17 protein-coding genes are annotated in these 21188 nt (G+C 69.7%); 9 read left to right on the top strand and 8 right to left on the bottom strand.

The features are described 5' to 3' along the window. Nucleotides 1-59 precede the first annotated feature (59 nt). The 3 genes from I9P22_RS13010 to I9P22_RS13000 all read right to left on the bottom strand — a co-directional run bounded on the left by I9P22_RS13010 (nucleotide 60) and on the right by I9P22_RS13000 (nucleotide 7460). Nucleotides 60-4562 carry a translocation/assembly module TamB domain-containing protein gene (locus I9P22_RS13010; protein ID WP_199259916.1) on the bottom strand — a complete coding sequence of 1501 codons (4503 nt, stop codon included), beginning with the start codon at nucleotides 4560-4562 and terminating at the stop codon, nucleotides 60-62. Continuing rightward, entirely contained in the window at nucleotides 4562-6385 is a 1824-nt protein-coding gene (locus I9P22_RS13005) for an autotransporter assembly complex protein TamA (protein WP_233253372.1), read from the bottom strand. The genes I9P22_RS13010 and I9P22_RS13005 overlap by 1 nt, the downstream gene beginning before the upstream one ends. Before the next feature lie 151 nt (nucleotides 6386-6536). Continuing rightward, nucleotides 6537-7460, bottom strand: coding sequence for a glucokinase (locus tag I9P22_RS13000; RefSeq protein WP_199259914.1), 924 nt, complete (start codon nucleotides 7458-7460; stop codon nucleotides 6537-6539). 165 nt (nucleotides 7461-7625) lie between these two features. Here I9P22_RS13000 and I9P22_RS12995 point away from each other — a divergent pair, with 165 nt between their 5' ends. The 4 genes from I9P22_RS12995 (at nucleotide 7626) to I9P22_RS12980 (ending at nucleotide 10491) form a co-directional block, all read left to right on the top strand. Further along, nucleotides 7626-8069: a hypothetical protein gene (locus I9P22_RS12995; RefSeq protein WP_199259913.1), complete on the top strand. Its 444-nt coding sequence runs from the start codon at nucleotides 7626-7628 to the stop codon at nucleotides 8067-8069. A 77-nt stretch (nucleotides 8070-8146) separates the two neighbouring features. Continuing rightward, nucleotides 8147-9538, top strand: a complete 1392-nt coding sequence (ahcY, locus tag I9P22_RS12990) for an adenosylhomocysteinase (RefSeq protein WP_199259912.1) — start codon at nucleotides 8147-8149, stop codon at nucleotides 9536-9538. Nucleotides 9539-9613: 75 nt separating this feature from the next. Beyond that, nucleotides 9614-10063, top strand: a complete 450-nt coding sequence (locus I9P22_RS12985) for an HIT family protein (protein ID WP_233253371.1) — start codon at nucleotides 9614-9616, stop codon at nucleotides 10061-10063. An 86-nt stretch (nucleotides 10064-10149) separates the two neighbouring features. After that, nucleotides 10150-10491: a DUF2853 family protein gene (locus tag I9P22_RS12980; RefSeq protein ID WP_199259911.1), complete on the top strand. Its 342-nt coding sequence runs from the start codon at nucleotides 10150-10152 to the stop codon at nucleotides 10489-10491. 105 nt (nucleotides 10492-10596) lie between these two features. On the opposite strand, the gene I9P22_RS12975 is transcribed toward I9P22_RS12980, so the two are convergent. Then, nucleotides 10597-11214: an enoyl-CoA hydratase/isomerase family protein gene (locus tag I9P22_RS12975; RefSeq protein ID WP_199259910.1), complete on the bottom strand. Its 618-nt coding sequence runs from the start codon at nucleotides 11212-11214 to the stop codon at nucleotides 10597-10599. Nucleotides 11215-11299: 85 nt separating this feature from the next. Between I9P22_RS12975 and I9P22_RS12970 the strand changes: the two genes are divergently transcribed. The 4 genes from I9P22_RS12970 (at nucleotide 11300) to I9P22_RS12955 (ending at nucleotide 15827) form a co-directional block, all read left to right on the top strand. Beyond that, nucleotides 11300-12940 (top strand): DUF2125 domain-containing protein, encoded by a 1641-nt coding sequence (locus I9P22_RS12970; protein ID WP_199259909.1) that lies wholly within the window; start codon nucleotides 11300-11302, stop codon nucleotides 12938-12940. Nucleotides 12941-13060: 120 nt separating this feature from the next. Next, complete coding sequence (locus tag I9P22_RS12965) at nucleotides 13061-14413, top strand: TldD/PmbA family protein (RefSeq protein WP_199259908.1); 1353 nt, start codon at nucleotides 13061-13063, stop codon at nucleotides 14411-14413. Then, a complete protein-coding gene (locus I9P22_RS12960; protein ID WP_199259907.1) occupies nucleotides 14400-15221 on the top strand; it encodes a 3'(2'),5'-bisphosphate nucleotidase CysQ in 822 nt (273 codons plus the stop codon). The genes I9P22_RS12965 and I9P22_RS12960 overlap by 14 nt, the downstream gene beginning before the upstream one ends. A 57-nt stretch (nucleotides 15222-15278) precedes the next feature. Further along, nucleotides 15279-15827 carry a flavin reductase family protein gene (locus I9P22_RS12955; protein ID WP_199259906.1) on the top strand — a complete coding sequence of 183 codons (549 nt, stop codon included), beginning with the start codon at nucleotides 15279-15281 and terminating at the stop codon, nucleotides 15825-15827. Nucleotides 15828-15891: 64 nt separating this feature from the next. Here I9P22_RS12955 and I9P22_RS12950 read toward each other — a convergent pair whose 3' ends face one another. The 4 genes from I9P22_RS12950 to I9P22_RS12935 are packed head-to-tail and all read right to left on the bottom strand — an operon-like array spanning nucleotide 15892 to nucleotide 19949. Beyond that, nucleotides 15892-16542, bottom strand: a complete 651-nt coding sequence (locus I9P22_RS12950; protein WP_199259905.1) for a PqiC family protein — start codon at nucleotides 16540-16542, stop codon at nucleotides 15892-15894. Between the two features lies 1 nt (nucleotide 16543). Continuing rightward, nucleotides 16544-18610: a PqiB family protein gene (locus I9P22_RS12945; RefSeq protein WP_199259904.1), complete on the bottom strand. Its 2067-nt coding sequence runs from the start codon at nucleotides 18608-18610 to the stop codon at nucleotides 16544-16546. Further along, nucleotides 18607-19272, bottom strand: coding sequence for a paraquat-inducible protein A (locus I9P22_RS12940; RefSeq protein WP_199259903.1), 666 nt, complete (start codon nucleotides 19270-19272; stop codon nucleotides 18607-18609). Before I9P22_RS12940 ends, I9P22_RS12945 begins: the two co-directional genes overlap by 4 nt. Further along, nucleotides 19269-19949 carry a paraquat-inducible protein A gene (locus I9P22_RS12935; RefSeq protein WP_199259902.1) on the bottom strand — a complete coding sequence of 227 codons (681 nt, stop codon included), beginning with the start codon at nucleotides 19947-19949 and terminating at the stop codon, nucleotides 19269-19271. The genes I9P22_RS12940 and I9P22_RS12935 overlap by 4 nt, the downstream gene beginning before the upstream one ends. A gap of 261 nt (nucleotides 19950-20210) precedes the next feature. Between I9P22_RS12935 and I9P22_RS12930 the strand changes: the two genes are divergently transcribed. Further along, entirely contained in the window at nucleotides 20211-21011 is an 801-nt protein-coding gene (locus I9P22_RS12930; RefSeq protein WP_199259901.1) for a flagellar motor protein MotB, read from the top strand. The last annotated feature ends 177 nt before the right edge of the window (nucleotides 21012-21188 follow it).

The raw sequence follows: 21188 nt of genomic DNA, 5'->3' as shown, positions 1-21188 counted from the left end.
GTTCAAGACCCCGCCGCGGCTTGTGGGCGAGGTCTTGCGATCCGCGTGGCGCGGATGGTTCAGTAGTCGCGTTCGTAGAACAGGCCGATGGTGCTTTCGCCCTCGCTGTCCACCGAGCCGCGCGCGGTCAGGGTTTTCGACACGTCGAGGTTCAGGTTCAGCTGGGTCTTGCCGTCGCCGCCGACCTGCACGTCGGTATAGAGGTTCTCGGACAGATACTTGCCGGCGCGCAGCGAGACATTGCCCTCGTCATCGGTGGCAAGGTCGAGATCGTCAAGCCCGGTCGAGGCACGCAGCCGCCCGACGATGCCCTCGCCGCCCTTGCCGGCCAGCGTCGCCACGGCGCTGGCAAGCTGGGCGGCCTGCAGGGCGCTGATATTGTCCAGGCCGCGCCCGAACAGCAGCTGCGACAGCACCTCCTCCTGCGGCATCTCGGGCGAGGATTCGAAGGTGATCTCGGGATCCTGCGCCTCGCCGTCGATGATGATGCGGGTGGTGATGCCGTCCTGCTCGGTCTGCGCCACCAGCCGGATCACCGGGATCAGGCTGCCCTGCAGCTCGATCAACCCCTCGGTCATGTCGAAGCGCTTGCCCAGCAGGTCGACGCGGCCGCGGATCAGCTCCAGCTGGCCGATGGGGATGGGCTGGCGGGCATTGCCGGTCAGGCGGATCTCTCCGCCCAGCTCGGCATCGACGCCGCGCCCGCGCACGAAGACCTGGTCGGGGGCCGAGATCAGCAGCTCGAACCGCGCCGGATTGGCCGGCGGCGTCGCCGGCGGCGAGGTCATGCCGGCCGCCATCGCGTCGGGATTGGGAAAGTCCAGCAGCCCGGCCTTGGCGCGGGTCTGGCGCTGCGGCGGACGTTCCGAACGGTGGATGATGTCCGGGATCGCCTTGGCGCCGCCCAGCCCTGTCGAGGGGATGCGCAGCTCGGTATGGCCGACATCGATGCGGCCCGAGACCAGCGGCCCCTGCCCCACGGTGCCCGCGACGTTGATGGCGCCGTTCACCCGCGTCTCGTAGAGGTTCGGGTCGCGCAGCACCACATCCGCCAGCCGCACATCCAGGTTCATCTGCCGGTCGCCCACCAGGCTGACCGGGCCGCTGACGGTGATGGTGCCGCCGGACTCGACCGCGCCGCGCACGTCCACGTCGATGCGGCCGCCGTTGAAATCGGCATTGGCGTTCAGGCTGCCCACGGCCAGGCCGAAGCGCGGCTCAGCCAGCCGGCCGCCGGTCAGCGCCACCCGGCCCGACAGCGATTCCAGCGCCGGCCGGCCGTTCAGGCGCAGATCGAAGCTCAGCGGCCCCTCGACCGAGCGGGTGCGCAGGAAGGGATTCGCGGCGGCGGCGTTGCTGGTGCCCTCGACGCGGATGTCGGCGGTGGACATGTCGGTCGCCGCCGAGCCCGTCACCCGCGCCCGGGTGTCGCCGGGCCCGGTGGCGGTCAGGTTCACCTCATAGGCGGGGCCGGTGTTGTGGATCGTCCCCGCCACCGTCGCCGGGCCGGGGAAGCCCTGCACCAGCAGGCCCAGGTCGTTGAGCCGCGCATCGAGGTTCAGCCCGGTCGCCGGATCGCCGTCGCCGGTGATGCGGAACTGGCCGTTGCCCGCGTTCAGCCGCGAGACCCGCAGGCCGCCATCGGCATTCTGCGTGGCGTCCAGCGCGAAGCTGGTCTGGCCGGCCAGCACCGCATCGGCCTGGGCATTGCCGACGGCAAGGTTGCTGGCGGTGCCGGTGGCGGTGATCGCCCGGCTGCCGTCCGCCTGATCCTGCACCCGGCCCTGGGCCTGCACCGCGCCGCGGAAGCCGCGGCCCAGGAAGCGCAGGTCGTCGGCGCGCAGGTTGGCGGTCAGGTCGGTGGCGCCCTTGCCGATCTTGCCGGCGGCGCCGATGTTCAGGCGCGGGTTCTCGACCGTCGCGGTGTCGATGGTGAAGACGCCGCCGCGCTCGGTCCCCTGCACGGCAAGCCGGGTCTGGCCGGCCAGCGCGCCGTCGACCTGGGCCTGGCCGAAGGACAGGTCGGTGCCGGTGCCGGTCACCTCCAGCCGCCGGGCGCCGTCGCCCGCATCCCTGAAGCTGCCCTGCGCCTCCAGCGCCCCGCGCCAGCCGCGACCGAAGCTCGCCAGCGACCTGATGGTGACCGCGCCGGTCATGTCGGTGGTCTTGCCGATGGTGCCTTGCGCCGTCGCCAGCATCTGCCGGTTGCGCAGGTCGAAGCTGTCGATGGTGAACTCGCCGCCCTGCTCGCGGGCCGAGAGCTTCAGCTCGGTCACGCCGGTCAGCGCCCCGTCCACGTCCTGCTGGCCGAAGCGCAGGTCGGTGCCGCGCCCGGTCAGTTCCAGCCGGCGGGCGTCGCCCTGTTTCGCGGCGGTGCCCTGCAGCGTCACCCCGCCCGAGAAGCCGCGCCCCAGCACCGACAGGTCGGGCATGGTCACCGACAGCCGGCCGTCCAGCGCCTGCATCGAGAAGGTGCCGGCGCCCTCGGCGTCCAGCTGCGGGTTCACCAGCTTGAACTCCTGCAGCTCATAGGTGCCGTGCCGTTCCTGCAGCGCGATGGTCAGGTCGGTTTCGCCCTTGAAGGCGCCGTCGATCTCGGGCCGGCTCAGCACCAGGTCCTGCGCCTTGCCGTTCAGCGCCAGCTTGCGCGCCCCCGAGGCGCCGGTCAGATGCGCGTCGGTCTGGATGCTGCCGGCGAATTGCGGATCGGCCACCGACAGGTCGGGCATCGAGATCGTCGCCGTCACGTCGCTGGCATAGCTGGAAAGATAGCCCTGCGCCTCGGCGGTCAGGTTCCGGGCGTTGACATGCAGACGCTGCAGCCGGATGCCGGTGGTGTCGCGCTTGGCGCTGAGGGCGATGGTGGACTCGCCCGCCAGCATGCGGTCGGCGTGCTCCTGGCCGATGCGGATGTCGATGCCCTTGACCTGGGTGTCGATGTCGAAGGCCTTGCTGAGCAGGACGTAGCGGCCCTTGATCGCCGCCTCGGCCTGACCGCCCAGCTCGCGCCCGGCCAGGCGCGAGAAATGCGACAGGTCGCCGTGGCTGCCGGTGATGTCGCCCGACAGCGCCAACCCGCTTTTCAGGCCCGAGACCTCCATGTCGCCCTTGAAGCCGTAGCCGTCGCCGTTGACGTTCATGCCCCAGAATTTCAGCGCATTGCCGGGGGTGAAGGCGAAGTTCAGCCCGCCGTTCAGCGCATCGCCCACCGCCTCGGCCAGGCCCTGATCGGTGGGTTTCACGTCGTCCATGCCGAAGGCGACCCAGCCGCGTACCTCTTGCAGCGCCTGTTCGGGGGTCAGCACGATGCGGCCGCGGCCGTCCAGGCGCAGCTCGGACAGGGCGATGTCGGGGCGGGTGATGTCGCCGACCCGGCCCTTGAGCACCCAGCCCGCGCCCTGCGCCGCGTCATAATCCAGCCGCAGGCTGCCCGAGGTCACGGTCATCGGCTTGTCGCCGAAGGGCACCGCGACCGGCAGTTGCGTGGCACCGGCGTCCCGGCCCAGCAGCAGCGTCAGATGCGCGCTTTCCGGCGCGCCGCGCGCCGTGGTCGCGACCGACCCCGCCAGGTCCAGCGCCCCGGTCGTCACCTTCAGTTCCGGGATCAGCAGCCGGCCGTCGGCGCCGCGCCAGCCCTCGGCGCGGATCTGCGAGGTGCCCTCGAAGAACTGCTGGTTCTCGGGCGAGGTCAGCGTGGCGATATCGCCGGCAAGCTGGGCGCGGAAGGCGGTGCCCGGCGCGCCCTCGCGCGCCTCGGCCTTGACCGAGACGGTGCCCTGCACGCGCGGCTGGCCGTCGGTGTTCAGCCGGATGTTGGCGGTGTAGTCCGACAAGGGGCCGGTGCCCGAGATCTCGGCCTGCACGGCCGGGCGGCCGTTCATCTTGACGATATTGGTGAACAGGCCGTCGCGGTCCTCGTCCAGCTTCAGATCCAGCGCCAGCACCCGCGTCTCGTTGGAGAAGCCGGCGTCCAGCTGGAATTCGCCGCGCGGCCCGTCCACCCGGTCGATGGCGAGCTTGGTCACGCCCTCGCCGTTCTCCAGGTTCATCGAGCCGTCGATGGCGATCACCGCCTCCTGCCCGATGATCGGCTGGCCTAGCTCGACGCGGCCGACCTGGATCTTGTCGATGTTCACCGCGACCGGCAGCTGCGGCAGGGAAAACTCGCGCGCCTCGGCCTGCGGGGCGCTTTCGCCGCCGCCGGGCAGGCGCGGCAGGATCACGCGCTCGGCCGACAGCTCGTCGATCTGGATGCGGCGCGACAGCAGCGCCGAGCGGCTCCAGCTCATGGCGCCGTTTTCCAGCGTGATCCAGACGCCGTCATCGTCGGCGATGGTCATGCGCTCGAATGTGGCGCGCGACGACAGCGCGCCGCGGAAGCCGTCGATGGTGACGGCCCGGCCGGCGCCGGACAGCTTTTCCTGCAGGAAGCGGGTGATGAAGCCCTTGTCGTCCTCGACCTCCTGCGAGATCTCGGCGGCGCTGTCCTGGGCCATGGCAGCAAAGGGCGCGGCCAGGACCAGGCACAGGGCGAAAAGCAGTCGATAAGCCAGATCACGCATCAGAACGCCTGCCCCAGACCGATATAGACCTGCACCCCGCCATCGTCGCCATCGCCGCCGCCGACCGGGGTGGCGATGTCGAAGCGCATCGGGCCGATGGGGGTCTTGTAGCGGATGCCCGCCCCGGCGCCGGCCTGCCAGCCGCTGGCACCCGAGAAGGCGCTGTCCTCCCACACCCGGCCGGCATCGGCAAAGACGGCCAGGCCGATCTTTTCGCGGATCTGGATGCGGGTCTCGGCGGTCAGGGTGACGATGGACATGCCGCCGGTCTTGACCGGGCCGTCCGGGCCCTGGATCACCTCGACCCCCAGCGATTCATAGGAATGGCCGCGCACCGTGCCGCCGCCGCCCGACCAGAACAGGTAATCGCGCGGGGTTTCCTCGATCTCGGGACCGACCACGGTGCCCAGCCGCGCCCGGCCCGCCAGCGTGAAGCGGTCGTCGGTGCCGAAGCTGTAATAGGCCCGGCCCTCGGCGGTCAGCTGGGCGCCCGAGCCTGTCTCGTCCTGCAGGCCGACGAAGGGGACCGCCCCGCCCGAAAGCCAGAAGCCGCGCTTGGCGTCGTTCTGGTCGTCGCGCTTGTCCCAGGTGATCGAGGCGGGCAGCGCGAACAGCCGGAAATTCGTGCGGCCGCTGTCGTCGTCCACGCGCAGCGCCCGGTATTGCAGGGCGATGTCGGCGGTCAGCTCGTCGCTGGGGATCCAGGTGAAGCCCAGGCCGAAGGTGCCGGATTTCAGGTCGTAATCCTCCTCGGCCAGGCTTTCGACCTCGGCCAGCACATAGCCGGTGGTGTCGGCGGTGATGGTGGCGGGACGGTCCACGCGCACGCCCAGGCTGTAGTCGCGCCCGGTATCGCCACCGATGTCCGAGATGCTGGCATCGACGCGCAGCCGTTCGCCGCCGCGAAACAGGTTGCGGTTGATCCAGTAGCCGGTCAGCGACAGCCCATCGGTGTTGGAATATTCGAAGCCCGCGCCCAGCCGGCGCAGCTTCTGTTCCACCACCAGCAGGTCCACATCCAGCGTGTTGCCGGGGCCGATGTAATCCGCCTCGGTCAGGGTGATGGCCGAGAACACGCCCGAGCGGCGCAGGCGCTTCCTCACATCCTCGAGCTTCTCGGGGTCGAAGCGCTCGCCTTCCGGGAAGCCGGCGATCTTGCGCAGCCGGCGCGGATTCATGCGCTGATAGCCGCGGATGGTCAGCTTGCCGAAGCGCAGCTCAGGCCCCGGCGCCAGGTGGATGCGGCTGTCGATCAGGTTGGTCGCGTGATCGGCGACGATGTCGGTCGAGGCAACCTCGGCCTTGGCATGGCCGACATCGCGCCAGCCGCTGACCGCGGCGGTGGCGGCGGTCTTCATGTCGCCGGTGCGGGCGATGGCGCCGGCATGGTAATCCCTGGGCAGCTCGGTCCCCGGCGCCACCGGCGCGATCTCGGCCCGGCTGTAGCGGAAGCGCGGCCCGGGCTGGACATGGACCTGCACCTTGCGCACCACGCTGGGCGCATCAAGCGGCGCGACGGTCGCGGCCTCGACCCCGTCCAGGGTGATGTCGATGAGACCGGAATAATAGCCGTTGTCGTAGAGCACGCCGAGGATGCGGGCATAATCGCCGCGCGCCGCCGCCAGCATGTCCTGCCCGGTCACCCGCCCCTCGTCCTGGGCGCTGACCAGAAGCGAGGTGGCGCGGATCTGCGGCAGCAGCTCGTCATCGCCGCCATCGACGCTGAAATCCAGATCCACCGGCGAGGATTCGTTGCCCGTGCCGCCCCCGAACCAGCCGGAAAACGGCGAGGAGGACGGCCCCGAGGACTGCGCCTTCACCATGCCCGCTCCGGTCCCAAGCACGATTGCGGCAGCCGTTCCTGCCTTGATCCAGCTTCTCATTGCCTGATTGCCCTGCTTCTGGCGATTTTGCCGAAAGCATTGCAGGCTGCGTTAACAAAATCCAGCATGGCTGCCCGGATTCGGGCAATTTTCAGCGGATTGCGGCAAGACAGCCATGCAATGCGGCCATGTCGTCGCGGATCACGCCGACCGGGACCGCCTGCGGAATCCGCGCCATCAGCGGGTCCGAAAGGAAAGCCTGCTCGAAGATTCCGAACCGATCGGTGCAGGAACGCGCCACGCTGCCAGCCAGGAACATGCCGTCCATGGGCATGAATCGGAAGGCAAGTTCACGGCAGAGCAGGCCGAACAGCCGGGCGTAAAGCCGCAGCGTCTCCTCGGCCTCGGCATCGCCGGCGGCGGCAGCGGCGACGACGGTCTCGGCGCGGGCCTGCGGGGTGGCGCTGCGCAGCGCATGCAGCCGGGCCAGGCCGCGGCCGGCGAACAGCTCCTCGACCGAATCGATCTGCCGGGCCTGGTCGCCCAGCGCCTCGGCCAGCGGATCCGCGACCGAGAGCGGCAGGCGGGTATGGCCCTCCTCGGCCTCAAGGCAGGCGATGCCGCCATCGGGCAGCACCTTCACCGCGCAGACGTTGAAGCCGGTGCCGGCATTCACCACCAGCCGCTGGCCGTTCGACAGCGCGCCCTCGGCCGGGCCGCGCAGGAAGCCCGCCGCCTCGCCGTCCAGCGCCGGGGTGGCATAGCCCAGCGCGGTCAGGTCGTTGATGAGCCGGGCGCGGCCGGCCCCGGACAGCCGCATCAGCCGCGCCTCCGAGAAATCCCAGTCGCGATTGGTCAGCCGCGCCTCGTGGCCCCAGACCGGGCCGGCCACGGCGACGCAGACCGCCTCGACCTGCGGGCTGCCCTGCTGCGCCAGATAAGCGGTCACAACCGCGTCGAAGCTGGCGTGATCGTCGCCGCGAAAGCGGGTGATCGACGCGACGTCCAGCGCGCCCTCGTGCGCAAGCGCCATCCGGGCATTGGTGCCGCCCACATCCGCCAGCAAGATCGCCATGTCGCCTTCCCCCATCCTGCGCCGCAACCGTTTCGGAGGCGTTTCTAGGACATTCGCGGCGGTCCTGCTAGCGCTCACATTGCGGCAGGGCGGAACCTTTCGGGAACCCCGGCGGGTCCGCGGCGGTTTTCCCTGCAACCCGCGCGCAAGCGAAAGGCCGACGAGATGAAGACGACGCCGATCCTCCGCCTCGCCTCCGCCCTGATGGCGGTGCTGCTGGCCCTGCCGGGCCAGGCGGCGCTGGCCGCGACCCAGGACCGCGAGGAGAACCTGGCCAACCCGCGCGGCTGGTCGGCCATCGCCGGCATGGACCCGCGCGCCGTGCGCGAGATGGCCCGCAGCCTGCCGCTGTCCGACCAGGCCGCCGGCGACCAGCCCTGGTGCGACCGCAAGGCCGAACTGGAACGCACCCTGCGCCACGATTTCGGCGAAAGCGAGGTGGCGGTGGGCAGCGACGGCACGACGCTCTGGGGCTCCGCGCTCATGGGCACCTGGACGGTGGTGTTCGAGCGGCCGGACGCGACCAGCTGCGTCATCGCCTCGGGCATCGGCTTCAGCGACGCCGCCAATCCGGCGCTGTTCTTCGTCAAGGCCGGGCTGAACGGCTGACCCCAGGGCGTCTTCGATTTGCGCCGCAGGGCCGGGAATGGTAAGGCCGCGCCAACAGCACAAGGCGCGAGGGCCCCATGACCGATTCCATCATCCGCGACATCGCTCTGGCCGATTACGGCCGCAAGGAACTGGACATCGCCGAGACCGAGATGTCCGGCCTGATGGCCCTGCGCGCCGAATATGGCGAAGCGAAGCCGCTGAAGGGCGCCCGCATCGCCGGCAGCCTGCACATGACGGTGCAGACCGCCGTGCTGATCGAGACGCTGGTGGCCCTGGGGGCCGAGGTCCGCTGGGCGTCGTGCAACATCTTCTCGACCCAGGACCATGCCGCGGCGGCGATCGCGGCGGCCGGTATCCCGGTCTTTGCCGTCAAGGGCGAGACGCTGCCGGAATACTGGTCCTATACCGACCAGATCTTCCAGTTCGCGGAAGGCACCGCCAATATGATCCTGGACGACGGCGGCGACGCCACCATGTATGTGCTGCTGGGCGCCCGGGTCGAGGCCGGCGAGACCGGGCTGATCGACGTGCCGACCAGCGAGGAGGAAGAGGCGCTGTTCGCCCAGATCCGCAAGCGGCTGGCGGCCTCGCCCGGCTGGTTCACCCGCCAGCGCGACGCGCTGCGGGGCGTGTCCGAGGAAACCACCACCGGCGTGCACCGGCTTTACGACCTGCACAAGAAGGGGCTGCTGCCCTTCCCGGCGATCAACGTGAACGACAGCGTCACCAAGTCGAAATTCGACAACAAGTATGGCTGCAAGGAATCGCTGGTCGATGGCATCCGCCGGGCCACCGACGTGATGATGGCCGGCAAGGTCGCCGTGGTCTGCGGCTATGGCGACGTGGGCAAGGGTTCGGCCGCCTCGCTGCGCGGCGCCGGCGCCCGGGTCAAGGTCACCGAGGTCGATCCGATCTGCGCGCTCCAGGCCGCCATGGACGGGTTCGAGGTCGTGGTGCTGGAGGATGTGGTCGCCAGCGCCGACATCTTCGTCACCACCACCGGCAACAAGGACGTGATCCGCATCGAGCACATGCGCGAGATGAAGGACATGGCCATCGTCGGCAATATCGGCCATTTCGACAACGAGATCCAGGTCGCGGCGCTGCGCAACCACAAATGGACCAACGTCAAGGACCAGGTGGACATGATCGAGATGCCCTCGGGCAACCGCATCATCCTGCTGTCCGAGGGGCGGCTCTTGAACCTGGGCAACGCCACCGGCCATCCCAGCTTCGTGATGTCCGCCAGTTTCACCAACCAGGTTCTGGCGCAGATCGAGCTGTGGACCAAGGCCGACGAATACCGGCCCGGCGTCTATATCCTGCCCAAGGCGCTGGACGAAAAGGTCGCGCGGCTGCACCTGGACAAGATCGGCGTCAAGCTGACCAAACTGTCCCCGGAACAGGCCGACTATATCGGCGTGACCCCGGAAGGCCCGTTCAAGCCCGAACATTACCGCTATTGATCGCGCGCGCCCCGGGGCGCAGTCCCTGCCGGGGCTGCGCGCCGCCACCGCCGAGGGGAGGGGAGGAAGGCCCGCATGGACAAGGCCCGCATGGACGATGATTGCCTGTTCTGCCGCATCGCGCGGGGTGCGCTGCCGGCGCATCGGGTGCACGAGGACGAGCATATCCTCGCCTTCCTCGACCTGCATCCCATCCGGCCGGGGCATTGCCTGATCATCCCGAAACAGCATCATCCCTGCTTCGACGACCTGCCCGAGGACCTGGCGACCCGCATCACCGGCTGCGCGCAGCGCCTCGCCCGGCACATGAAGGCGCTTTACGGCGTCAAGCGGGTGGCGCTGTTCTATACCGGCATCCATGTCGCCCATGCCCATGCCCATGTCGTGCCGATGCATCACGAGCACGACGTATCCTCGCTGGCCTATCTGAAGGACGGGGTGCTGGACTTCTCGGTCCCTGCGGCCCTGCCCGGCGAGGAGGGCGCGCGGATCGCCCGGGCGCTGGCCCCGGCCTTTGCGCCCTGAGGCCGCAAGCGCGCGGTTTTGGTTGATCTTTGTCAGTCCGGCGCTAGGCTTCCCCTCGGGATGGATCAATCCGAAGGGGACAGAGCATGAGCAAGCGCGACGATCTGATCGCCAAATACGCCGCCGACATGAAGGCCAAGCTGGGTGTCACGCCCGACATGGACCTGCTGACCAAGGTGGTCATCGGCTGCGGGCCTTCGATCTACAATGCCGATGGCGAGACCGTGGCCGGGTCGGACAAGGCCGAGCTGGAGCGGATCAAGGCCAACTACCTGGTGAAGAAGCTGGGCCTGCCCGACGGCCCCGACCTGTCCGCCGCCATCGACGAGGTGCTGGCGAAATACGGCAGCTCGAACCGCAACAAATATCGCGCGGTGGTCTATTACATGCTCTGCACGCATTTCGGCAAACAGGCGGCCTATGGCTGAGCCGCGGGGCTCGGCCGTTCTGACGCAACGTCACGAACCGACCGCATCTTAGGGGCAACCGCCGGGCTGCGGCACCCGCCGGACGGCCGGCGGCGCGTCCGGCGGTCAGTCCAGCATCCGCTTGATCGCGGCAACCTGGCCGGGCTCGGCGGCGCGGACATCGGCGGCCAGGGCTTCCGCCTCGTCCAGCAGCGTCTCGGGCGCCACCAGCCGGTCCACCAGCCCCCAGGCCAGCGCCTCCTCGGCGGGGATCTTCTGGCCGGCCATCAGGATCATCTTCGCCCGCGACGGGCCGACCAGGGCGCGCAGGCGCGGCGGATCGCTGGGCTGGGGCAGGAAGCCCAGGCGCATGACGGGATAGAAGAATTTCGCCCCGGCCACCGCCAGCCGCAGGTCGCAGGCCAGCACCATGCCCATGGCCCCACCCGCCACGGTGCCGTTCAAGGCGGCGATGGTCAGGCAGGGCATGGCGGCGACGCGGGACGACAGCCGTTCCCATTCCGGGGACAGGGCCAGGCCGGCGCGGGCCTCGTCAAGATCGGCCCCGGCCGAGAAGACCGTGCCCTTGCCGGTCAGGATCACCGCGCGCAGGCCCGGCTCGGCGGCAAGGGCCTCGAAGGCGGCGGTCAGCTCAGCCAGCATGGCGCCGGTCAGCGAGTTGGCCTTGTCCGGGCGCGAGATGGTGACGCGGCCGATGCCCCCGGCGAAATCCCTTGCGATCATCATTCCCTCCTTGGACCCGGGCGCCGGTTGTGGCAAAAGCCGGCTGGCGTTTCAAAGCAATTCTCGCCCGGAAAGGTGTTATGAAATGAACCTGCGACTGACAAGCTCTGCCCTGGCCCTCGCCGCCATGACCGCGCCGGCCCTGGCCGACGTGACCTCGGAACAGGTCTGGCAGTCCTGGGTCGATTACTACCAGTCGCTCGGCTATACCGTGACCGAAGGCACGCGCGACAAGTCGGGCGACACGCTGACCCTGTCGGAGGTCGCGATCAAGGGCGGAACGCCGGACAGCCAGGTCAGCTTCGCCATCCCCCAGGTGGCGCTGAGCGAATCCGGCGACGGCAAGGTCAAGACCGTCTTCGCCGACACGCTGACCGGCGTGGCGAACGGCACCGACGAGGACGGCGAAAGCTACGAGGTTCCCTTCACCATCGCCATGCCCGGCAACGCCATCGTCACCTCGGGCGCGCCCGAGGACATGACGCATGAGTTCGATTATCCGGCCATCGACCTGACCCTGACGACGATGACGTCCGGCGGCAAGGAAACCCCGCTGCCGGTCAAGCTGGGCGTGGCGGATTCCACCGGCACCTTCCACATCGTCGCCGGCGCGCCGGCGAAATACGACTATGCGATGAAGTCGGGCAAGATCACCTTCAGCGGCGACGTGACCTCGGAGGAATCCGACAAGGTCAAGTTCGAGGGCAGCATCGACGGCGCCGAGACCTCGGGCGAGATGGCCGTGCCAAAGGGCCCCGATCTGGAAGAGGACATGAACGCGGCGCTGAAGGCCGGGCTGGCCATAAGCGGCGTGCTCAAGGCCGGGGCGCTGGTCGCCAGCTTCGACTTCTCCGGCACCGACGAGAACGGCCAGCCGACCAGTGGCGCGGGCAAGTATGACGGCAAGGGCTTCGACCTGAGCTATGCGCTGTCGCAGGACGGCATGTCCTACCAGGCCGGCTCGGATGCGGGCAGCTTCGAGCTGACCACCAGCGACATGCCCTTCCCGATCAACTATGCCATCGAAAGCGGCAGCTTCGACATGCAGCTGCCGGTGATGCAGTCGGACGAGGCGCAGCCCTTCAAGATCGCCTATTCGCTGACCGGGCTGACGCTGGGCGATGCGATCTGGAACCTGTTCGACGCCCAGGGCCAGCTGCCGCGCGACCCGGCCTCGCTGGATCTGGACGTGACCGGCAGCATGAAGGTCGTCAAGGACCTGTTCGACCAAGCCCCTCCGGCCGGGGATGCGGGCGGGGATGCTGCCGACGCCGCCACCGACCAGGCCACCGACGGCGCTGCCGATCAGGCCACCGAAGCGCCGGCCGAGGAAGGCGCGGACCCGACCGCCCCCGGCGGCGATGCCGAAGGCATGGCCGAGAGCGCGGCCGAGCCCAGCCCGATGGAGCCGGTCGAGGTCACCATCAACCAGTTCGCCCTGAATGCGCTTGGCGCCAAGGTGAATGCCGAAGGCGCGCTCAAGGCCCCGGAAAGCGGCGACATGACCACCCCGGTCGGCGAGATCCACGCCACCTATGAGGGGGTGAACGCGCTGGTCGACAAGCTGGGCACGATGGGCCTGATCCCCGAGGATCAGATCATGGGCGTGCGCATGGTGATGGCCATGTTCGCCAAGCCGGTCGCCGAGGGCGAGGACAAGCTGGAAACCAGGCTCGAGTTCAAGGAAGGCGGCTCGATCTTTGCCAACGGCCAGCAGATCAAGTAATCCCGTCCGGCGCGGCACCGTCGCGCCCTGACGGATCGCATTGCGGGGGCCGGGCGTTGACGTCGCGGCCCCCGCGCTGCATTCGTCGCGGCCGCCCGCGCCATATTCAAGGTGAACCGCATGTCCGAATTCCATCGACTCGAGGCCCTGACCCAGCAGCTTCTGGCGGCGGCGCACCAGGCCGGCGCCGACCAGGCCGATGCCGTGGCGCTGGAGGCCGCCGCCGTCTCGGTCGATGTGCGCGCCGGCCATCTGGAGCATGCCGAGCGCGCCGAGGGGGTCGAGATCGGGCTGCGGGTGCTGATCGGCGGGCGGCAGGCCTGCGTCTCGGCCTCGGACCGCTCGGCCCGCACCATCGAGGAGATGGCCGCCCGCGCCGTCGCCATGGCCCGCGAGGCGCCGGTGGACGACACGCTGGGCCTGGCCGAGCCCGGACAGCTGGCCCGCGACACCGACAGCGCCCGGCTGGACCTTTGCGACCACGGCCCCGAACCGGCGCCCGAGGCGCTGCAGGAGCTGGCGCTGCGCGCCGAGGCGGCCGCGCTGGCGGTCGAGGGCGTCTCGCAGATCGAATCCGCCTCCGCCGGCCATTCGCAGCGCCGCATGTGGCTGGCGGCCAGCAACGGCTTCTCGGCCGGCTACGGGCGCAGCGGCCACAGCCTGTCCACGGTCGCCATCACCGGCGAGGGGCTGGGGATGGAGCGCGACTGGGCCGGCGAGAGCCGCGTCCATGCCGCCGACATGCCCGCGCCCGAGGAGATCGGCCGGCTGGCGGCCGAGCGCACCGTCGCCCGGCGCGGCGCAAGGAAGCCGCCCACTGGCGCCTTCCCGATCCTTTACGACGAGCGCGTGGCCGCGGGGCTGATCGGCCATCTGGTCGGGGCGGTGAACGGCGCCGCGGTGGCGCGCGGCGCCAGCTGGCTGCGCGACGCGCTGGGAGAGCAGGTGCTGCCCAAGGGCTTCACGCTGCGCGAGGACCCGCATTGGCCGCGCCATGGCTCGTCGCGCCTGTTCGACGGCGAAGGCCTGGCGACGGCGCCGCGGCTGATCGTGGCGGACGGCGTGTTGCAGAGCTGGACGCTGGACCTGGCCACCGGGCGCAAGCTGGGCATGGGCTCGACCGCCAATGCCATGCGCGGCGCCGGCCAGCCGCCCTCGCCCGGCGTGACCAATCTGGAGCTGACCGCGGGCGACAAGACTCCCGAGGAGCTGATCCGCGAGATGGGGCGCGGGCTGGTCGTGACCTCGATGCTGGGCGCCTCGATCAACGGCACGACCGGGGATTACTCGCGCGGCGCTGGCGGCTTCTGGGTCGAGAACGGCGAGATCGCCTATCCGGTCAACGAATGCACCATCGCCGGCAACCTGCGCGACATGCTGCTGCGGGTGACGGCGGCGAGCGACCTGCCCGACTGGCGGTCGATGCGCGTGCCCAGCCTGCTGGTCGAGGGAATGACCGTTGCCGGCGAGTGACCTTGCGCTTCTGGAGCAGGCCGCGCAGGAGGCCGGCGAGATCGCGCTGCGCTACTGGCGGCGCGACCCGCGGGCCTGGGACAAGGCCGGTGGCGCCGGCCCGGTGACCGAGGCCGACCTGGCCGTCAACGCGCATCTGGAACGCCTGTTGCGCGCCGCGCGACCCGATTACGGCTGGCTCAGCGAGGAAAGCGCCGACGATCCGGCGCGGCTTCGGGCCGAGCATTGCTTCATCATCGACCCGATCGACGGCACCCGCGCCTTCATCGACGGGCAGGTCGGCTTTTCCCATGCGCTGGCGGTGGCGCGCGGCGACCGGGTGGTGGCGGGGGTGGTGCATCTGCCGGCGCAAGGCACGACCTATGCCGCCGCGGCCGATGGCCCGGCGCTGCGCGACGGCAAGCCCATCGCGCCCTCGACGCATGGCCTTAGCGGCGCGCGCGTGCTGACCAGCAAGGCCGGGCTCGATCCCGCGCATTGGCGGGGCGCGGCGCCGCCGGTCAGGCGCAGCTTCCGGCCCTCGCTGGCCTGGCGGCTTTGCCTGGTGGCGGAGGGGCAATTCGACGCGACGCTGTCCGTCAGGCCGGCCTGGGAATGGGACGTGGCGGCGGGCAGCCTGATCGCCGCCCGTGCCGGCTGCTTGGCCAGCGACCTGACCGGCGCGCCGCTGCGCTTCAACGCCGCCCGGCCGCTGACCGACGGGCTTGTGGTGGCGGCGCCCGCCCTGCACGGACAGCTGATCGCGGCCATGACCCCGCGGATGCTGATGCCCGGCGGTCGGGTTGATGCGCCGCCGCCCGCCGACTAAGAAGGGGCAAAGGCCGGACCCGCTCTGGCCATGTCCCGCAGATGACAGGGCCCGCGCATGAGCCGTCTTCCCCCCGCGACCCGCGACCGGCTGGCCGACGAGATCACCTTTCACCCCGCCAATGCCGAGGCGCGGCTGCTGCGCGAGGCGCTGGGGCGCTTCGCCACCGGCGTCACCGTGGTGACCACCGCCGGGCCACAGGGGCCGCTGGGCATGACGGTGAACAGCTTCTCCAGCGTCTCGCTGGAGCCGCCGCTGGTGCTGTGGTGCCCGGCCCGCGCCTCGGCCCGGCACGCGGCCTTTGCCGGGGCGGCCGCCTGGTCGGTGCATGTCCTGGGCTCGGAGCAGCTGGAGACCTGCCTGCGCTTCACCCGCGGCGGCCGGCAGTTCGAGGGGCTGGAGAGCGCGCTGACGCCCGAGGGCGTGCCGGTCATTCCCGGCGTCGCGGCGCGCTTCGACTGCATGGCCCATGCCGCGCATGAGGCGGGCGACCATTCGGTGCTGATCGGCCGGGTGCTGCGGGTGACCGTGGCCGGCCCGGGCGATCACCCGCTGGTCTTCGCCGCCGGCCGCTTCGGCCAGTTCGAGCCCGAGGACGCGGGCTAAGGGGGGCTCTGCCCCCACGCCTTGCGTGCCCCTGGAGTATTTGGGAAACGGAGAAAGCCGGGGCTCAGCTCTCTTCCAGCGGCGGCAGCGGCTGCGAGAAGATGTCGTCGATCCTGGGCACCGGCGCGGCGCTGGTGCGGATCGCGCGACCGGGGCCGGAGAGCGTGGCGATCTGGCCGGCCAGCCGGGCGATGGCCTGCGACTGCGCCCGGGCGATGGCGGCAGGGCCGGTATCCGCCAGCGGCACCGAAATGTCGAAGCTGCGCGCCTGGTTGGCCCCGCCCGCGGCGGAATCGCCGACGAAATACCGCCCGGTCAGCCGATAAAGCCCGTCGGCCTGCGCCAGGGCCTTTTCCACCCGCACCTCGAGCGTGCGGCGCGGCGGTTCGGCGAGCGGCCAGGGCTCGGCGATCACCGTCGCGCCCGAGAGATCCGAGATGCTGCGCGCCAGCGCCAGGGTGAAGGCGCGCTGCGGGTTGTCGGCCCAGAGCTGCTTGGTGTTCGAGCGCACCGCGCCATCGGGGCTTTGCCAGCTGACCTCGTCGCCCGAGGCGTATTCCGGCAGCGACACGTCCTTCAGTTCGGCCGTGCCCAGCCGGTCGGGGACGCGGGCGCCGCCGGCCGGCGGGTCGATCAGGTAGCGCGCGGTCTTTTCGCCGTTCGAGCAGGCGCCGAGCAGGGCGAGGCAGGCGGCGGAGGCAAGGATCAGGCGCATCTTATCGTCCCAGGATGAAGGCTTGCGGATTGCGCTCGATGGTCCGCGCCAGGCTGCCGAAGGCATTGGCGGCGCGGCGCATCTCGCGCATCAGGTTGATGGTCTCGTTGTTGAAGTTCGACCGGTCGCCATAGGCGGCGATCACCGCATCGGCCCGCGCCGCCAGGGCTTCCAGCCGCGCCGAAAGTTGCGGCAGGCGTTTCGCCGCGTCCGAAACATCCTGCGCCGCGGTGCTGGCCGAAGCCAGCGCGTTGTTCAGGCTGCCCGCGGCATTGCCGTCGCGCAGGTCGTTCAGAAGGCCCGAGGCGGATTTCAGCGTCTCGGACAGGTTCTTCGGCAGCTGCTCGGCATCCTCGGTGCCCAGAAGCGCGCGCACGTCGCGCAGGATGCCCTCGGCCTCGGTGCCGATCGAGGCATAGTCCACCGCCTCGATCTTCGTGGCCGCCGCGTCGATCCGGTCCACCATCGCCGGCACATCGGCGGCGGCGAGCTTGACCGCCTCGGCGGCGGCGGCGGCCTCGTCCACCATGCGGCGCAGCTCGCCCATGGCGCCGGATTCGCGCAGCTCGGTGGTGACCTGGCGGATCTCTCCGGCGGCGGCCTGCGCATCCTCCAGCGTACCGCGCAGCGCGGCGGGGATGGCGCGGGTATCCTCGCTGCTGGCGATGGCGGTGACGCTGTTCATCATGTCGGTGGCGGATTTCAGCGCCTCCTCGATCGGCAGGTTGCCGACGCGGGCCAGGAAACCCTGCGCGGTCTCGCTGAAATCGGAAATCTCGCCGGGGACCGAGGGGATGATCGGATGCGGCTGGCCGTCGCGGTCCAGTTCGGCCGGTTCGGCATCGGGCAGCTCGGCAAGTTCGACCTGCAGCGAGGTGCCGAAGAAACCGGCGCTGGCGATGCGGGCACGCAGCCCGGCCCGGACCTGGCCGGCGATGAAGTCCAGCGCCTCCTCGGGCGTCGCCTCGCCCGAGAGGCCCAGCCGCTCGGGGGTGATGGCCAGCGTCACCTCCTGCTCGACATGGTCCCGGCCGTCGGCGTCCTTGACCACCCGCGCGGCCAGGCCGGTGACGCGGCCGACGGTCAGGCCCATGAACTGCACGTTGGCCCCGGTCTCCAGCCCCTGCACCGACTGGCCGATCAGCATGGTCAGGCGCAGCACCCTGCCTTCGTCGGCGAACAGGTTCGCCTCGGCCGCGGCCCGGTCGGGCTGCAGCGAGAAGACATGCCCGTCCTCGACCGGCGCGCCGCCCGAGGTCAGCGTGGCGAATTCCGCGCCGCCCTGCAGCACCGAGGCCAGCGAGTTCACGTTCAGCGACAGCCCCTGCGCCCCCAGCGAGATCGAGAAGCCCGAGGTGTCCCAGAACACCGTGTTGGTGGTCAGCAGCTGGTCATAGGGCGCGGCGATGAAGACATCGGTCAGCACCCCCTCGTCGTTTTCCGACAGGCGCAGGTTCTGCATCCGCCCGACCGGCAGGCCGCGGAACAGCACCGGCGCGCCTTCGGTCATGCCGCGCGAGCGTTCCGCGGACAGCACGATCCAGGTGCCCTGCTCGCCGAAGCTGGTCAGCGGCGGCTTGTCGAGGCCCTGGAACTCGGTCTGCGGGCCGTCCACCTTGTCGTCCCAATAGCCCTCGACGAAGGAGCCGGTCAGCACCGTGTCCAGCCGCGAGATCCCCTGGGCCGAGACCTGCGGCCGCACGATCCAGAACTGCGCATCCTTGTCGATATAGGGCGCCAGGTCCTTGTCCACGCGCATGTTCACCTCGACCTGCTGCAGGTCCTCGGTGAAGCGGACGGATTCGACCTTGCCGACGGTGATCTCGCGGAATTTCAGCGCCGTTTCTCCGGGCGTGATGCCGGTCGCGTCCTTGAAGGCGACCGAGATCAGCGTGCCGCGGCTGGCGATCATGTTCCAGCCCACGCCCAGCGTCACGACCAGCGCCGCGATGGGCACCAGCCAGATCAGCGGCAGCCCGGCCCGCACGGCGCGGGCGGCGGGCTTGCGGACGGGTTCGGCGGGCTTCAGGGGGGCGTCGCTGCGCTGGGGCGGAGGCGTGTCCGTCATTCAGGGTCCTTGCGGCTGCGCAGCGGAAGGCCGCGCCAGATCAGTCTCGGATCGAAACTTTGCGCGGAAAGCATGGTGAAGGCAACCGACAGCGCAAAGGACACCGCGGCAGGCCCGGGATGGATCGAGGCGACGAAGCCCAGCTGCACCAGCGCCGACAGGATCGCCACCACGAAGACGTCGATCATCGACCAGCGGCCGATGAACTCGACCACCTCGTAGAGATGCAGCCGCTTGTGCGCGGCCCTGACCGTCGCCGGCCGGCCCGCCACCAGCGCCAGCCAGGCGATGGCGACGAACTTGCCGACCGGCACCATGACCGAGGCCACGAAGATGATCGCCGCGATGCCGTAATTGCCGTAATGCATCAGCTCGACCACGCCGCCCAGGATGGTGGATTCGCTGCTGCCGCGCAGCCCGCCGAAGGTCGATGTCTTCAGCATCGGGAACAGGTTCGCGGGAATGTAGAAGATGAACCCCGCGGCCAGCCAGGCCCAGACCGCGTTCAGGCAGCGCCGGTCGGGCGGCACCAGCGCGCCGCCGCAGCGGCCGCAGCTGGTCTCGGCTTCCGGCCAGACCCGGCCGCAGCTGCGGCAGCCGACCAGCCCAGCGCGATGCGCGGTCATCACCGGACCGGGATGCGCCTCTTCGGCCGGGGTCATGCGCGGCCCTCCGGCAGGATCTCGCGCCCGTCCGTGGCGGCGCCCGCGTCCTCGATGGCGTCCCAGATCGTGGTGGCACTGGTAAAGGCGTTGCTGGCCGCGTTCACCACGATCAGTCCGCAAAAGGCCCAGAAGGCCGGGCCGAAGCTGATATTCGCCAGCCCACCCACCTTGACCAGGGCAATGGCGGTGCCGATGACGAAGATCTCGGCCATGGACCAGGGCCGCAGCGCCTCGGACAGCCGAAAGGCCGGCACGGCATGGGCATAGGGCGCGCGATTGCGCGACAGCGGCAGCAGCGTATAGACCAGCAGCACCGCCCGCAGCACCGGCAGTCCGACGATCGAGCCCAGCAGCGCCACGGTCAGCGGCATCAGCGCGCCATGCGAAAACGCCAGCGCCACGCCGAACAGCGAGGTCTCGTTGCCGAAGCCCATGCGCGAGATTTCCAGGAAGGGAAAGAACACCGCCCCCACCATCAGCACCAGCGAGGTAAAGGACAGCGCGATGATCCGGGTGAAGGCGCCGGTGCGCGGGCTGGCCAGCACGGTGTTGCAGCGCACGCAGCGCGCGGTCTCGCCGGGCTCCAGTTCGCGCTCGAGATGCAGCGCGTCGCAGCGCGGGCAGGCGATCAGCCCGGCGCCGGTGGTCAGGTCATATGCGCCCTCGGTCAACATTCGGCCAGAATATCGGGGCCGGGAGCCGGCGCAAGATGCGGCGTCCGATTCGCCTTGTAGAAGAGCTGGAGGCGCAGGCAGCCTGCCGAGGCGGGACAACCCAGCGGCCTTGAAAATCTTTTTTCTTCTAGAGGGTTGTCCAATTTTCCGCCGTGACCGGAATGGCTCCAGGGGCGAGAAATGCGGCGCATTTGAGCCGTTAACTGGATATTAGCGCGCCGCGCATAGAGCTTGGGGGCAGGACACAGGAAAGGTATGGCCATGGCCGGCAACGGGGGCGGCGCCCCGATCATCATCAAGCGGGTGCAGGGCGGGGGCGAGGCCGGTCATCACGGCGGCGCCTGGAAAGTCGCCTATGCGGATTTCGTGACCGCGATGATGGCCTTCTTTCTGCTGATGTGGCTGTTGAACGCCACCACGGAAAAGCAGCGCCAGGGCCTGGCGGACTATTTCAACCCGACCATCGTGCAGTCGCCGGCCAGCGGCAGCGACGGCCCTTTCGGGGGTCAGGTGCAGGATTCCACCACCAATAGCGGCCAGGGCGCCGGCGCCTCGCGCGATGCGCTGATGGCCCAGGCGCGCGACGGCCGGGAATCCGGCTTCGACGACATGGCGCGGCATATCCAGAACCAGCTGACCGGCAGCGGCGCGGAATCCATGCAAAAGGTGAACCTGCTGCGCCATGTCGTGACCCGCCTGACCGACGAGGGGCTGGTGATCGAGTTGACCGACCTGATGGACGAGCCGCTGTTCATCGGCGACAGCGCCCAGCCGACACCGGCGATGAAGGAACTGGCCGCGATCCTCTCCGGCGTGCTCGGCCGGGTGAAGAACGAGATCGCGCTGACCGGCCATGTCCGCGCCTATCCCGAGATGCTGATCCAGTCCCCGGTCTGGGCGCTGTCGGATGCGCGTGCCCATGCGCTGCGAAACCTGCTGGAAGGGGCGGGATTCGAGCCCACGCGCATCCAGCGCGTCACCGCCTATGCCGACCGGCGCAACCGCTCGGTCAATCCGATGGATCCGAACAACAACCGGATCGAGGTGATTTTACTCAGATGACCGGCCTCCGGCCGGATGCCGTTAGGGGCATCTTAAAGCCCGCCCGGCAGACTTCCCCAGGAACGACTCACACAGGGTGAATACAGAATGTCTTCTTTAACTGTTTCTGTGGGTGTGAAGAACGCGCCCAGTGCCACCTGCGATCAACTTGCCAGTGATCGTGGGCGTTCGCAACAA

Source organism: Paracoccus binzhouensis, assembly GCF_016446475.1.
Classification (GTDB): Bacteria; Pseudomonadota; Alphaproteobacteria; order Rhodobacterales; family Rhodobacteraceae; genus Paracoccus; species Paracoccus binzhouensis.
This window is presented reverse-complemented; position numbering and strand designations above follow the sequence as displayed.

Excerpts from the sequence above, each read along its gene's own strand:
- I9P22_RS13000 (WP_199259914.1), bottom strand. The coding sequence starts at position 7,460 with ATGGCGATCTTGCTGGCGGATGTGGGCGGCACCAATGCCCGGATGGCG.
- I9P22_RS12950 (WP_199259905.1), bottom strand. The coding sequence starts at position 16,542 with ATGCGCCTGATCCTTGCCTCCGCCGCCTGCCTCGCCCTGCTCGGCGCC.
- I9P22_RS13005 (WP_233253372.1), bottom strand. The coding sequence starts at position 6,385 with ATGGTGAAGGCGCAGTCCTCGGGGCCGTCCTCCTCGCCGTTTTCCGGC.
- I9P22_RS12945 (WP_199259904.1), bottom strand. The coding sequence starts at position 18,610 with ATGACGGACACGCCTCCGCCCCAGCGCAGCGACGCCCCCCTGAAGCCC.
- I9P22_RS12955 (WP_199259906.1), top strand. The coding sequence starts at position 15,279 with ATGAGCCGTCTTCCCCCCGCGACCCGCGACCGGCTGGCCGACGAGATC.
- I9P22_RS12985 (WP_233253371.1), top strand. The coding sequence starts at position 9,614 with ATGGACAAGGCCCGCATGGACGATGATTGCCTGTTCTGCCGCATCGCG.
- I9P22_RS13010 (WP_199259916.1), bottom strand. The coding sequence starts at position 4,562 with ATGCGTGATCTGGCTTATCGACTGCTTTTCGCCCTGTGCCTGGTCCTG.
- I9P22_RS12980 (WP_199259911.1), top strand. The coding sequence starts at position 10,150 with ATGAGCAAGCGCGACGATCTGATCGCCAAATACGCCGCCGACATGAAG.
- I9P22_RS12935 (WP_199259902.1), bottom strand. The coding sequence starts at position 19,949 with ATGTTGACCGAGGGCGCATATGACCTGACCACCGGCGCCGGGCTGATC.
- ahcY (WP_199259912.1), top strand. The coding sequence starts at position 8,147 with ATGACCGATTCCATCATCCGCGACATCGCTCTGGCCGATTACGGCCGC.
- I9P22_RS12965 (WP_199259908.1), top strand. The coding sequence starts at position 13,061 with ATGTCCGAATTCCATCGACTCGAGGCCCTGACCCAGCAGCTTCTGGCG.
- I9P22_RS12940 (WP_199259903.1), bottom strand. The coding sequence starts at position 19,272 with ATGACCCCGGCCGAAGAGGCGCATCCCGGTCCGGTGATGACCGCGCAT.
- I9P22_RS12930 (WP_199259901.1), top strand. The coding sequence starts at position 20,211 with ATGGCCGGCAACGGGGGCGGCGCCCCGATCATCATCAAGCGGGTGCAG.
- I9P22_RS12995 (WP_199259913.1), top strand. The coding sequence starts at position 7,626 with ATGAAGACGACGCCGATCCTCCGCCTCGCCTCCGCCCTGATGGCGGTG.
- I9P22_RS12975 (WP_199259910.1), bottom strand. The coding sequence starts at position 11,214 with ATGATCGCAAGGGATTTCGCCGGGGGCATCGGCCGCGTCACCATCTCG.
- I9P22_RS12970 (WP_199259909.1), top strand. The coding sequence starts at position 11,300 with ATGAACCTGCGACTGACAAGCTCTGCCCTGGCCCTCGCCGCCATGACC.